Origin of the sequence: Actinokineospora alba (genome assembly GCF_004362515.1) — a bacterium.
GTDB classification, from domain to species: Bacteria; Actinomycetota; Actinomycetes; order Mycobacteriales; family Pseudonocardiaceae; genus Actinokineospora; species Actinokineospora alba.
The window spans coordinates 4,871,395-4,883,910 of sequence record NZ_SNXU01000001.1 but is presented as its reverse complement, the minus strand read 5'-3'; the positions used below and the strand labels follow the sequence as shown (position 1 = coordinate 4,883,910).

Annotated in this window: 16 protein-coding genes; 7 read left to right on the top strand and 9 right to left on the bottom strand. The window is 69.1% G+C overall.

The features are described from left to right. Positions 1 to 2 precede the first annotated feature (2 nt). Complete coding sequence (locus C8E96_RS22520; RefSeq protein WP_228772122.1) at positions 3 to 1,001, bottom strand: beta-ketoacyl-ACP synthase III; 999 nt, start codon at positions 999 to 1,001, stop codon at positions 3 to 5. A gap of 177 nt (positions 1,002 to 1,178) precedes the next feature. Between C8E96_RS22520 and C8E96_RS22515 the strand changes: the two genes are divergently transcribed. After that, positions 1,179 to 1,706 (top strand): orotate phosphoribosyltransferase, encoded by a 528-nt coding sequence (locus tag C8E96_RS22515; RefSeq protein ID WP_166658077.1) that lies wholly within the window; start codon positions 1,179 to 1,181, stop codon positions 1,704 to 1,706. Positions 1,707 to 1,715: 9 nt separating this feature from the next. On the opposite strand, the gene C8E96_RS33470 is transcribed toward C8E96_RS22515, so the two are convergent. The 3 genes from C8E96_RS33470 to icmF form a co-directional block, all read right to left on the bottom strand. Continuing rightward, a complete protein-coding gene (locus C8E96_RS33470; protein ID WP_091382402.1) occupies positions 1,716 to 2,489 on the bottom strand; it encodes a nuclear transport factor 2 family protein in 774 nt (257 codons plus the stop codon). Between the two features lie 123 nt (positions 2,490 to 2,612). Next, positions 2,613 to 3,470, bottom strand: coding sequence for a 3-hydroxybutyryl-CoA dehydrogenase (locus C8E96_RS22505; protein WP_091382405.1), 858 nt, complete (start codon positions 3,468 to 3,470; stop codon positions 2,613 to 2,615). A gap of 76 nt (positions 3,471 to 3,546) precedes the next feature. Further along, complete coding sequence (icmF, locus tag C8E96_RS22500; protein WP_091382408.1) at positions 3,547 to 6,789, bottom strand: fused isobutyryl-CoA mutase/GTPase IcmF; 3,243 nt, start codon at positions 6,787 to 6,789, stop codon at positions 3,547 to 3,549. A gap of 134 nt (positions 6,790 to 6,923) precedes the next feature. Between icmF and paaI the strand changes: the two genes are divergently transcribed. Next, a complete protein-coding gene (gene paaI / locus C8E96_RS22495; RefSeq protein ID WP_091382411.1) occupies positions 6,924 to 7,289 on the top strand; it encodes a hydroxyphenylacetyl-CoA thioesterase PaaI in 366 nt (121 codons plus the stop codon). Between the two features lie 9 nt (positions 7,290 to 7,298). After that, positions 7,299 to 7,760: a nucleoside deaminase gene (locus C8E96_RS22490; RefSeq protein ID WP_091382415.1), complete on the top strand. Its 462-nt coding sequence runs from the start codon at positions 7,299 to 7,301 to the stop codon at positions 7,758 to 7,760. A 94-nt stretch (positions 7,761 to 7,854) separates the two neighbouring features. On the opposite strand, the gene C8E96_RS22485 is transcribed toward C8E96_RS22490, so the two are convergent. From C8E96_RS22485 to C8E96_RS22465, 5 genes are all read right to left on the bottom strand, one after another. Beyond that, positions 7,855 to 8,385, bottom strand: a complete 531-nt coding sequence (locus C8E96_RS22485) for a hypothetical protein (RefSeq protein WP_091382418.1) — start codon at positions 8,383 to 8,385, stop codon at positions 7,855 to 7,857. Next, positions 8,382 to 8,948: a TetR/AcrR family transcriptional regulator gene (locus C8E96_RS22480; protein WP_228770200.1), complete on the bottom strand. Its 567-nt coding sequence runs from the start codon at positions 8,946 to 8,948 to the stop codon at positions 8,382 to 8,384. Before C8E96_RS22480 ends, C8E96_RS22485 begins: the two co-directional genes overlap by 4 nt. A 107-nt stretch (positions 8,949 to 9,055) precedes the next feature. Then, the gene (locus tag C8E96_RS22475; protein WP_091382423.1) at positions 9,056 to 9,280 is read right to left on the bottom strand and encodes a hypothetical protein; all 225 of its coding nucleotides are present in this window, start codon (positions 9,278 to 9,280) and stop codon (positions 9,056 to 9,058) included. Further along, positions 9,277 to 9,597 carry a hypothetical protein gene (locus C8E96_RS22470; RefSeq protein ID WP_091382426.1) on the bottom strand — a complete coding sequence of 107 codons (321 nt, stop codon included), beginning with the start codon at positions 9,595 to 9,597 and terminating at the stop codon, positions 9,277 to 9,279. The genes C8E96_RS22475 and C8E96_RS22470 overlap by 4 nt, the downstream gene beginning before the upstream one ends. After that, on the bottom strand, positions 9,594 to 10,178 hold the full coding sequence (locus tag C8E96_RS22465; protein WP_091382428.1) for a phosphatase PAP2 family protein: 585 nt from the start codon (positions 10,176 to 10,178) through the stop codon (positions 9,594 to 9,596). Before C8E96_RS22465 ends, C8E96_RS22470 begins: the two co-directional genes overlap by 4 nt. A 180-nt stretch (positions 10,179 to 10,358) precedes the next feature. Here C8E96_RS22465 and C8E96_RS34165 point away from each other — a divergent pair, with 180 nt between their 5' ends. From C8E96_RS34165 to C8E96_RS22450, 4 genes are read left to right on the top strand one after another with little or no spacing between them, the layout of a single operon-like run. After that, positions 10,359 to 10,694 carry a class I SAM-dependent methyltransferase gene (locus tag C8E96_RS34165; protein ID WP_228770201.1) on the top strand — a complete coding sequence of 112 codons (336 nt, stop codon included), beginning with the start codon at positions 10,359 to 10,361 and terminating at the stop codon, positions 10,692 to 10,694. Between the two features lie 51 nt (positions 10,695 to 10,745). After that, a complete protein-coding gene (locus C8E96_RS34160; protein ID WP_228770202.1) occupies positions 10,746 to 11,141 on the top strand; it encodes a hypothetical protein in 396 nt (131 codons plus the stop codon). A gap of 33 nt (positions 11,142 to 11,174) precedes the next feature. After that, complete coding sequence (locus tag C8E96_RS22455) at positions 11,175 to 11,972, top strand: ArsR/SmtB family transcription factor (protein ID WP_228770203.1); 798 nt, start codon at positions 11,175 to 11,177, stop codon at positions 11,970 to 11,972. Positions 11,973 to 12,001: 29 nt separating this feature from the next. After that, entirely contained in the window at positions 12,002 to 12,496 is a 495-nt protein-coding gene (locus C8E96_RS22450; RefSeq protein WP_091382430.1) for a hypothetical protein, read from the top strand. Positions 12,497 to 12,516: the final 20 nt, after the last annotated feature.

Genomic DNA, 12,516 nt, shown 5'->3' with positions numbered 1-12,516 from the left:
GGTCAGGCATTCACCGGCACGTTTTCCAAAACCTTCGGAAAACGCACGACCTGGGCCGCGTAGGTGAGTCCGGCACCGAATCCGACGAGCAGCGCCAGCCCTTCGGGGTCGACCTGGCCCTCGCGCAGCAGCCGCTCCATCGCCATCGGGATCGACGCGGCGGAGGTGTTGCCGTGGTCGACGACGTCGCGCGCGACCACGGCGTTCGGGGCGCCGATCTTGCGGGCGAGCGCCTCGACGATGCGCAGGTTCGCCTGGTGCGGGACGATCGCGGCCAGGTCCTCGGGTCGCACGCCCGCGCGGTCGCAGGCCTGCACGGCGATGGGGTGGATCTCCGTGGTGGCCCAGCGGAAGACCGCTTGGCCCTCCATGTGCATCAGGCCGCCCGCGGGGATGTGGATCAGGTCGGCGGCCGAGCCGTCGCTGCCCCACACGATCGGGCCGATCCCCGGGTCGACGGACGCGCCGACCACGACGGCGCCCGCGCCATCGCCGAAGATGATGGAGGTGCCCAGGTCGGTCTGATCGACCAGGGAGGTCATCTTCTCGGTGCCGATGACCAGGACGTGCCGGGCCGACCCGGAACGCACCGCGTCGGCGGCCACGGCGAGGGAGTAGCAGAACCCGGAGCAGGCGGCGTTGAGGTCGAACGCGGCCGCGGTGAGCGCGCCGAGGCGGACGGCGACACCGGAGGCGATGCTCGGGATGGGCGCGGGGTGGCTGCAGGTCGCCACGATCACCAGGTCGATGTCGGCGGCGGTTAACCCGGAGGCGGTCAGCGCCTCGCGGCCTGCCTCGACGGCCATGCTCTCGACGGTCTCCTCGTCGCCCGCGAAGCGGCGGGACATGATCCCGGTGCGCTCGCGGATCCACTCGCCGGTGCGGCCGAAGCGGGCCGCGATGGCGTCACTGGGAACCGCCGCGGTGGGGCGATATGAGCCCACGCCGATGAGGCGGGCTCCGGTCGTTCGATCCTGGTCGCGCAAGGCGATAACTGCCACTTCGTCACTTTGGACAACTACCGAAGAGTAACGCCGCACTTGTGACCGAATTCTCACACTAAACGGTGATTTCGCCATTCATTCCGGCATTCTCTTCACGTTCTTAAAGTGACCCGCCAGTAACACCCGTCGGTAATGTAATCGTCGTTTATGGGGCGACTACGGCAGGATGGCCGGGTGAGCACCGACCTGCTGCGCCGCGGCCACTTTGTCTTCGAGTCCGGCCACCATGGCGACACCTGGCTGGACCTCGACCTGCTGATCAGCGACCCACGCCAGGCCCGCGCCGAAGCGGACCGACTGGCGGCGATCCTGCGCTACCACCCCGCCGACGCGGTGGTCGGCCCGCTCGACGGCGGGGCGTTCCTCGCCCAATGGGTCGCGGCCGCACTAGGCCTCCGGTTCGGATACGCGACTCGAGAACTGGTCGATGGCGCACCGCGGTACGCCCTGCCCGCCTCGATCGACTTGCGTGGCGCGCGCGTGGTGGTCGTGGACGACGCGATCAACCTCGGGTCGGCCACCGAGGCGACCGTTCAGGCGCTGACCGAGGCGGGCGCGCACCCGGTCGCTCTCGCGAGCGTGTTCGTGTGCGCGCCGAGCGGCCCGGCTGTCGGGCCGCGCCTCGGGCTCCCCCAGGTGTGGCTGACCGAAATCCACACCCGCACCTGGCCAGCGGAGAGCTGCCCGACCTGCGTCGGGTGACCGGCCTCCTCAGGCCATGAAGGCGTCGTCGCCTGCCTGGTCGCTGTGCAGTTCCAGCAGGTCGGTGGCGTGGCCGCCGTAGAAGGTGAACAGGAGCGACCCGCGGCTGACCCTGGTGACGCCGTTGCGGGTCGCGGTGACCTGGTGGATGGCGCAGACATGGCTCTTGCCGTCGCTGTGGACCTCGGTCAGGTCGACCCGGAAGGTGCCGTCGGTCAGCTCGCCGAGCTTGCCGTAGTACCCCAGCACGGCTTCGATTCCCTTGTACTCACCGGCGAGTTGGCTCTTGCCCGGCACGTGCTGCACGCAGTCCTTGGCGAGGATCGACATCAAGGTCTCAAGGTCGCCGCTGTTGAACGCGGCATAGCCCTTCCGCACGGCGGCCACGTTGTCGTCGGCGTAGGGCGCTACCCGCTGGGCCGGACCGGTCGCGTACCCGGTCGCCTCCGGTGAGGCGTCGAGCATCACGCAGGGCTCGTCGCCGATCACCCAGGCGTCGTGCCCTGGCGGGATGTCGACCAGGTCGTCGGCGTGGATCTCGAACTCCCGGCCGTCGTTGAGCCGGATGCCCATGGCGCCCGACTGGACGTAGCCCAGGTGGTGGACCTGACAGGAGTCGGTGCCCGCCAGCGGTTTGACGTCCTCCGACCAGCGCCAGCCGGGCTCGAACGTGCCCTTGCCGATGGTCATCCCGCCCGCGGTGCCCAACACCATCTTGCCGTGGTCCCGGAACTTGCGGACCTCACCGGTCCGATCCACTCCACTGATCATCAGGTCTGCCATGGCGACTCCCACGGTTGCCAGCCGGGCGCCACCCGTCCGGCTGCTGAGGCACGGCGGCCCCCAGCCCGCCAACCGTGAATACTGCGCCGTTCGGGTGAGCCCGACTAGGACCGAAGGACCCGGTCAGTACTGGTAGAAGCCGCGGCCCGACTTCTTGCCCAGCAGACCCGCGTCGACCATGCGCAGCAGCAGCGGGGGCGCGGAGTAGAGCTGTTCCTTGAACTCCGAGTACAGGGAGTCGGCGATGGCCTTGGTGGTGTCGAGGCCGATCAGGTCGGTGAGCCGCAGCGGGCCCATCGGGTGGGCGCAGCCCAGGACCATGCCGTTGTCGATGTCCTCGGCGGAGGCGAAGCCGGACTCCATCATGCGGATGGCCGAGAGCAGGTACGGGACTAGGAGCGCGTTGACGACGAAGCCCGCGCGGTCCTGCGACAGGATCACCTGCTTGCCCAGCGCGGTCTCGACGAACGACTGCGCGCGGGTCTTGGTCTCCTCCGCCGTGAGCAGCGACGGGACCAGCTCGACCAGCTTCAGCACCGGCACCGGGTTGAAGAAGTGGACGCCGATGACGTGTTCCGGGCGGGCGGTGGCCATGCCCAGCTTCATGATCGGGATGGACGAGGTGTTGGACGCGAAGATGGCGTCGTCGGCCTCGACGACCTTGTCGAGGGTCGCGAAGATCTCGGTCTTGATCGCCTCGTCCTCGGCGACGGCCTCGATGGCGACCTGACGGTCGGCGAAGTCGGCCAGGTCCGTGGTGAACCGGATGCGCGACAGCGCCGCGTCGCGGTCTTCCTCGGCCAGCTTGCCGCTCTTCACGCCGCGCGCCAGCGACTTCTCGATCCGGGCGCGGCCCGAGTCGAGGGCCGTGGCGTTCACCTCGGCGACGATGACGTCCAGGCCCGCGCGGGCGCAGACCTCCGCGATGCCCGAGCCCATGAGGCCCGATCCGATCACGCCGACGCGACTGGTCTCGCTCACTGCTTCACTCCCCTGATTCGACGCCGTTGTCGACAACACTGCCGTCACTGCTTACCAACACTGTTTACCGCAAGAACTAGACGTTGCGGCGGTACTGGCCGCCTACCTCGAAGAACGCCTCGGTGATCTGACCCAGGGTGCACACCCGGGCCGCGTCCATCAGGACCGCGAAGACGTTGCCATCCGACGCGGCGACCTCGCGCAGCTTGGCCAGTGCCTCCTGCGCCTCGGCGCGGTGGGCTTCCTGGTAGGCGCGGGTGCGGTCGACCTGGGAGCGCTTCTCCTCCTCGGTGGCGCGGGCGAGTTCGATCTCGAAGACCTCGTCCTCGCTGCCCTTCTCCGGCAGGAACGTGTTGACGCCGACCAGGGGCAGCGAGCCGTCGTGCTTGCGGTGCTCGTAGAGCATCGACTCGTCCTGGATGCGGCCGCGCTGGTACCCGGTCTCCATGGCGCCGAGGACGCCGCCGCGGTCGGAGATGCGGTCGAACTCGGTCAGCACCGCCTCTTCCACCAGGTCGGTCAGCTCGTCGATGACGAAGGAACCCTGCAGCGGGTTCTCGTTCATCGACAGGCCCCACTCCTTGTTGATGATGAGCTGGATCGCCATCGCCCGACGCACCGAGGACTCGGTGGGCGTGGTGATCGCCTCATCATAAGCGTTGGTGTGCAACGAGTTCGCGTTATCGTAGAGCGCGCAGAGGGCCTGCAGGGTGGTGCGGATGTCGTTGAAGTTCATCTCCTGCGCGTGCAGCGACCGGCCGGAGGTCTGCACGTGGTACTTGAGCTTCTGCGACCGCTCCCCCGCGCCGTAGCGCTCCTTCATCGCCACCGCCCAGATCCGCCGTGCGACCCGGCCGATGACCGAGTACTCGGCGTCCATGCCGTTGGAGAAGAAGAACGACAGGTTCGGCGCGAAGTCGTCGATGTCCATGCCGCGCGCGAGGTACGACTCGACGTAGGTGAAGCCGTTGGCCAGCGTGAAGGCGAGCTGGCTGATTGGGTTCGCCCCGGCCTCGGCGATGTGGTAGCCGGAGATCGACACCGAGTAGAAGTTCCGCACCTTGTGCTGGATGAACCACTCCTGGATGTCGGCCATCATCCGCAGCGAGAACTCGGTGGAGAAGATGCAGGTGTTCTGCCCCTGGTCCTCCTTGAGGATGTCGGCCTGCACCGTGCCGCGCACGTTGGCCAGCGCCCAGGCCGAAAGCTCCTGGTATTCCTCAGGATTCGGCTGGCGGTTGTGCTCCATCACGAACGCGTCGACGCGCTGGTCGATCGCGGTGTTGAGGAAGTACGCCAGGATCGTCGGCGCGGGGCCGTTGATCGTCATGGAGACCGACGTGGTGGGCGCGGTCAGGTCGAAGCCGTCGTAGAGCGCCTTCATGTCGTCGAGCGAGGCGATGGACACCCCGGAGGTGCCGATCTTGCCGTAGACGTCCGGCGGGGTGTCGGGGTCGCGGCCGTAGAGGGTCACCGAGTCGAACGCGGTCGACAGGCGGGTGGCCGGGTTGCCGTGGGAGAGCATCTTGAACCGGCGGTTCGTGCGGTTCGCGTCGCCCTCACCGGCGAACATGCGGGCCGGGTCCTCGCCTTCCCGCTTGAACGGGAACACGCCCGCGGTGAAGGGGTAGCTGCCGGGGAGGTTCTCCTTGCGCAGGAAGCGAAGCAGCGTCGGCTCGTCGTCGAACCGCGGCAGCGCGACCCGCGGGACCTTGTTGCCCGACAGGGTTTCCCGCCACAGCTGGGTGTGCAGCTCCTTGTCGCGGACCTTCACGACGAGTTCCTCGGCCCGGTACTGCTCGGCGGTGACCTTCCACTGGGCCAGCAGGTCCTCGGTGTCGCGGTCGACCCGGCGCGCGGCCTCGGCGGCGATCCGGTCGAGGTCGGTGCTCGACGCTTCGGCCTCGGCGAGCGCGGTCAGCGCCTCGGTGAGCGCGGAGTGCCTGCGGACGGCGTCGACCTGGGCGTCGGTGGCCCGGTGGTAGCCGCGCACCGTCTCGGCGATGTCGGAGAGGTACCGAGCCCGCGCGGCGGGGACGATCGTGGCCGCGGACGTCGAGACCTTCGTGTCGACGTGCGGCAGGACGCCCTCGGCGAACGGGACGCCCTTGTCGGCAAGCAGGGCGCGCAACTCCTGGTAGAGCGCGGTGACGCCGTCGTCGTTGAAGGTGGCGGCGCTGGTGCCGAAGACCGGCATGTCCTCCCAGGACTTGCCGAACGCTTCACGGTTGCGCACGATCTGGCGCGCCACGTCGCGGCGCGCGTCCTCGGCGCCGCGGCGCTCGAACTTGTTGATCGCCACGACGTCGGCGAAGTCGAGCATGTCGATCTTCTCCAGCTGCGACGCGGCGCCGAACTCGGGCGTCATCACGTACAGGGAGGTGTCGACGAACGGGACGATCGCGGCGTCGCCCTGGCCGATGCCGGGGGTCTCGACGATGACCAGGTCGTTGCCCGCGGCCTTGCAGGCGGCGATGACGTCGGAGAGCCCGTCGGGAACCTCGGAGGCCGCGCCGCGGGTGGCCAGGCTGCGGAAGAAGGTCTGCTCCCCGTCGAGGGAGTTCATCCGGATCCGGTCACCGAGCAGCGCGCCGCCACCGCGGCGCCGCGTCGGGTCGACGGCGATGACGGCGACGCGGAGCTTGTCCTGCTGGTCGAGACGCAGGCGGCGGACCAGCTCGTCGGTGAGCGAGGACTTGCCGGAGCCACCGGTGCCGGTGATGCCCAGGACCGGCACGCGCCGGGCGGCGGACGCCTCGGCGATGGCGGCGCGGGCGTCGTCGGCGAGGTTGCCCGCCTCGATCTGGGTGATGGCCCTGGCCAGCGCCCGCTGGTCGCCCGCGAGCAGCGCCTGCGCGTCGGCGGTGGCAACCTGGGACGGGTCGTGGTCGCAGGCCTCGATCATCGAGTTGATCATCTTGGCCAGGCCGAGCGTCTGCCCGTCCTCCGGGGAGAAGATGCGCTCGACGCCGCGCGAGTGGAGCAGCTTGATCTCGTCGGGGACGATGACGCCGCCACCGCCGCCGAAGACCTTGATGTGCCCGGCGCCCTGCTCGGCGAGCAACTCGACGAGGTAGGTGAAGTATTCGACGTGCCCGCCCTGGTAGGCGCTGATGGCCACGCCCTGGGCGTCTTCCTGGATGGCCGCGGCGACGACCTCGCGGACCGAGCGGTTGTGGCCCAGGTGGATGACCTCGGCGCCCTGCGACTGCAGGATCCGCCGCATGATGTTGATCGCCGCGTCATGCCCGTCGAACAGGCTCGCCGCCGTCACGAAGCGGACGGGGTGCGCGGGTCGGTACAACTGCGGTGCGGACATGCTCGAGCCTCCGTGGGTCGCCGTACCTAAATAGTTTGTCTTCCTACTATCGGAAGCGCAACCACGCTGTTGTGCACGTCTCCGCTTACGATGACTTCGTGACGACCGTACCGACTCCTGAGTCCGTCGCCCGCATGCTCTCCGACGACCTTGCCTCGGCGTCGCTGGGCATCGAACTGCTGGAGGCCGGGCCCGGGCGGGCCACCATGCGGATGACGGTCACCGAGACCATGGTGAACGGGCACGCCATCGGCCACGGCGGGTACGTGTTCCTGCTGGCCGACACCGCTTTCGCCTGCGCGTGCAACAGCCACGGCCCGGTCACCGTGGCGGCGGGCGCGGACATCACCTTCGTCGCGTCGGTCAAGCTCGGCGACGAGTTGGTGGCCACCGCACTGGAGCGCACCCGTTACGGCCGCAGCGGCATCTACGACGTCACAGTGACCAGGGGCGACGAGGTCGTGGCCGAGTTCCGCGGCCGGAGCCGAACCCTGAGGTAGGGAGGCGTCATGCTGTCCTGGCTGACCGAGGTGGTCCGGCTGGCGGAGGACAACGTCGCCGCGGGTGGCGGCCCGTTCGGCGCCCTGGTGGTGCGGGACGGGAAGGTCCTTTCGCGCGGGACCAACCAGGTGACGACGGACCTTGACCCGACCGCGCACGCCGAGGTCGTCGCGATCCGCCGGGCCTGCCAGGTGCTCGGCGATTTCCGCCTGACGGGCTGCGTGCTGGTGTCGTCTTGCGAGCCGTGTCCGCTGTGCCTGGCGGCAGCCCTGTGGGCCCGCGTGGACCGGGTCGTCTACGCCGCCGACCGCGACGACGCGGCCAAGGCGGGCTTCGACGACCGCCGCTTCTATGACGTGTTCGCCCAGCCGCGGCGGACGTGGCCGATCGCCGTCGACAACATCCGCACCGGCACCGAACAGACCCCGTTCGCCGCGTGGGAGGCCCGCCCCGACCGGGTGGACTACTAGTGCTGGTGACCGGGAACGTTCGCCGGGGTGGTCAAGCGGCTCTCGGTGCGTTGGTTGTGCAGTCTGGATCGCAGCCCGCCGTGGAGGTGTTGGGTCACCGGGAGGCCACTTCCGGAAGCAGGTGAGCCAGCAGGAGTTTGATGAGCAGCAGCGGGGCGAACCAGCCAAGTTCGGGTGGGAGGGTGACCACGCTGGTGGTCAACGTCAGGGCGAACGCTGTGACGGCGAAGGCGACCGGCCTCCGCACTGGTGCCGGAGCGACGGTCACCAGTACGGCTCCCACCAGGGCTGAACCATGGATCGCGGCGGCGGCGGTCCAGGCGACCCCGGGCACCGTCCAGGCCAGCAGGTAGGGCTGGATGTGCAAGGCGACGAAGGTCAGGTGGTGGCGGGCGGTGCGCCCCGGCCCGTGGTACCACCGCTTCGCCGCGTCCGTGGCGTTGACGACCGCCCCGCCGAACAGGTCGAAGGCCACCACCGCCACGACGGCCACGGACAGCGCAGGCAGGTGCGCGTCCAGCGCGAGCGACAGGGCGAGCACTGCGCCGGCGAGGGCGGCACCGAACCCGGCCAGGACTTCCTGCCGGGTCGCGCCGGGGGCGATGGCACGGTCAACGAGATTCACGCGCGGATCCCCTCAACGGTCAGCTCGATGATCGGTGCCGCCAGTTCGGTGAGGGGCACCCGATCGTCGGCCAGCCACTGCAGCAGGCAGCCCTCGATCGCGGCGACGACCAGCGTGGCGTGGTGTTCGCTGACGTCGGGCCGCAACTCGCCCTCGGCCCGCGCCTGGCGCAGCAACTCCGAGATCGCCTCCCGGTACTGGCGGTAGACCGAGGCCATGTCCAGCGATGGCGCCGACGCCCACACATCCAGCAAGACACGGGCATGATCGCGGTGCGCGGCGAGCATGTCGACCACCCCGCCCACCAGTCGCGCCAGACGTTCCAACGCCTGCCCGTCTCCCACCGTCGCCAGCACCGCGTCCGAGCGGGCCCGGTAGCTTTCGAACACGCCCGCCAGCAGGGCGTCGCGGCTGCCGAAGTAGAGGTAGACGCTGCCCTTGGCGATGCCCGCCTCGGCCGCGACGTCCTCCACGCGCGAGGCCGCGAACCCCTTGCGCGCGAACACCCGCACCGCCGCGCCCAGGATGTCTTCCCGCCGCCGAATCCGATCAACTGACTTCACCATACTTTGATAATGACTGACCAGTCAGTCATTATCAACGCGACATCGTTGAGTACGAGAGTGCGCAGGCTGACTGTGCTCCGCGAACCGCACGGCGAGCGGCGCCTTCACCTGGCCACCAGGAACACGGCCAAGCCCGCGGCGGGCCCCACGACCGCGCTCATCACCACCCGCGGCAGGCTGTGCTCACCGATCTTGACCAGCGCCCAGCCGGTCAGGACCAGCAACGCCACCGCGATCGGGATCCGCGTGGAGAGGTCGAAGACGACGGCCAAGGCGACCAAGCCGCCCCACACCGCCACCTGGGCCGAGCCGTTCACCAGCGAGGTCATGGCCAGCGTGGCCCCATGGCCAAGGTCAGCGCGACCACATCACGCGGCACCTCCGCGACCAGCATGATCGCCACCCCCACCAGTGGGGCGGCGTACCCGATCAGCGCCTTCGGCATCCCGGGCGCGGAGTCGCGCACGACGAACGCCTGCGGCAGGTGCACCGCGCAGACCGACGCCAGCACGCCCCACAGCAGGCCCAGCCAGAAGCCGTCCACGACATGCGTCGCCACCGTGACGGCCAACACGACAGGCACGACGTTCGGATACAGCGCGAACCGCACTTCCCGCGCGAACCACATGCCGCGTGGCTCGGTCATGTGATCGCGAGGAACACCGCGCCGCCGACCACCGGGCCCAACAGGGCGCCCACGACCACCTGGGCGACGGTGTGATCGCGCAAAACCACCCGAGACCAGCACACGATGACGAGCGGCACCACCAGCAAGAACGCCCACGGGCCGTAGAGCAGTGCCACCAGCACCACCGCTCCCCCGGCCACGGCGGCGTGCAAGGACACCTTCCACCACACCGTCACCGCGATACACGCGGCCAGCGTCACCGCCATGGCCACCGTCAACGCGACCACGGCCCGAGGGGCGGCACCGACCAGCAGGATCACCAACCCGACGCCGGTGGACGCGAGCCCGACCAGCAGCGGAACGGCCCGGTGCTCGCGGTCCCGCACATGATGCCCGTCCCACCGGCCCTGGCGGGCCCCGCGAATGATGAAGACCATCGGCAGGATGCTCGAGAAGAGCGCCACGACGATCCCCCACAGGAGCGTCGGCCCCACCCGGTACCCCGTCGCCCGCCAGGCGACCGCCAAGGGCAGCAGGAGCACCACCACCGCGGGCGACAACACCTCAGTCGCCACCTTCGCCAGCCGCGCCGCGGTCACTGACGACCGCCATCGACCTGGAAACCCACGCCCACAAACACCCCATAAGAACGGCACATCCCGAATCAACGACCCCATCCAACCGAATACCTGACACCCGGCGAGCAACGCCCCTCCCACACCCAGGGTGTGGTTCGAAATGCCGTTGCCCGCTCGTCATCGCGGCGGCCAGCATGACTCATGGGCACGGACGTGGATCGGCACTACTCCACCAACGCGGAAACCTCCCGACTGGCGAGGACACCGCACGGCAGGCTCGAGTTCCTGCGCACCCAGGAACTGCTCCGTCGAGTCCTCACGACGCGAGCGAAGGTGCTCGACGTGGGCGGCGGGACCGGCGTGCACGCCGAGTGGCTCGCCCGCGACGGGCATTCGGTGCACCTGATCGACGTGGTCGCCGCGCACGCGACTGCCGCCGCGACCCTCCCCGGCGTCACCGCGGTGGTCGGTGACGCCCGCGGTCTTCCCGTGGCCGACAACAGCGTGGACGTCGTGCTGATGCTCGGCCCGCTCTAGCAGCTCGTCGACGCCGCCGACCGCGCGAAGGCGTTGGCTGAAGGAGTGCGGGTGCTGCGGCCCGGCGGTGTGCTCGCCGCGGCGGGAATCAGCCGCTACGGCTCGACCCTGGAAACGGGCGCCGACGGCACGCTCGACGCGGACCTGACGCCCTCGATCGAGGCGGTCATCGCGACGGGTCGATACGACGGTCACGTCGGGTTCGTCTCGACGCACTGGCACACCGCTGACGAACTCCGAGCCGAAGTCCAAGGCGGCGGCCTCGACGAGGTTGAGGTCTACGGGATCGAAGGACCTGCTTGGCCCGCCCTGGATGTCGCGGGCGTGGGCGAGTTCGCGGCTCGGGTGGACGCCGCCCTGCGCTGCGCGCGCCTGGTGGAGCGGGATCCGCTGCTGATCAACGCCAGTGCGCACCTCCTGGCAATCGGGACGAAGACAGCCGGTTGACAATAGGCAGGCATTTACCTGCATAATGGTCGGGTGACCCTCGAAGCGAACGCGGTGGACTCGGTGTTCAAGGCGCTCGCCGACCCCACCCGACGGCTGCTGCTCGACCGGCTGCGCGAACACAACGGCCAGACGCTGCGCGAGCTGTGCGAACACCTGGACATGGCGCGCCAGTCCGCGACCCAGCACCTCGACGTCCTGCGACGGGCCGACCTGGTGATCGTCGTGCGGCGGGGGCGGGAGCGCCTGCACTACCTGAATCCGGCGCCGATCCACGACATCGAGGAACGCTGGATCTCCGGGTTCGACAAGCCCCGACTGCGCACCCTCAACGCCATCAGAAATCAAGCCGAGGAGATAGCCGTGACCGCCACGTCCATTCCGACCTACGTCTACGCCACCTACATCCGCGCGTCCGCGGAGCAGGTCTGGCAGGCGCTGACCGACGCCGACCTGACCGCGAAGTACTGGAACCACGCCAATGTCTCGGACTGGCAGCCCGGCTCGACCTGGGAACACCGCCGCGTCGACGGGTCCGGCGCCGTCGACGTCGTCGGCAAGGTGATCGAGTCCGAGCCGCCCACCCGCCTTGTCATCACCTTCGAAGACACCCCCGACGCCGCAAGGGAACCGTCGGTCGTCACGTTCCTCATCGAGGCGCACCAGGAGATCGTCCGCCTGACGGTGACCCACGAGAACCTGCCCAACCGCGAGATGCTCGGCGGCATCTCCCATGGGTGGCCCGCCGTACTGGCGAACCTCAAGTCGCTGATGGAGACCGGCGAGGTGCTCCCCCAGGCGCCGTGGGACATGTCCAAAGTGGACGCCTGATCAACCCTCAAGACACGCAAGGGAAACCTATGAACACGACCCCGCTCCGCGACGCCTTCCGCGCACTGCTGGAAGCAGCGGACACCGTCGCGAAGGCCGACTCGGCGCCCATCGCACCGATAGGCGAATGGAACGCCGACCAGATCCTGGCGCACGTCGCCATCGTCAACGCCGCCACCATCGCCACCCTTTCCGCCGTCGCCTCGGGCACACCGACCACCTACGACAACCGTGTCTCCCAGGACACCTGGACGCTCAGCCACGTGATCGAGGTGGCAGGCGGCAACGAGGGTCTCCGCGAACGCATCCACACCCAGGGCGAAGTCCTCTGCGCACTCGCGGGCCCGATTCTGAGCGAGACCGAAGCGGACACTTTGGTACCGGCCCGATTGGTATCTAAGAACGCGATCCTGGTCGACCAGCCCCTCGCGCTTCGCGACATCATCAGCGGGCTCGCGGACGTCGAGCTTCCCGGCCACACGGCCCAACTCCTAGCCCTACTGCCGGAGGAAGCCGCTGCCTAAATGCCGCGCCTACGCTGATC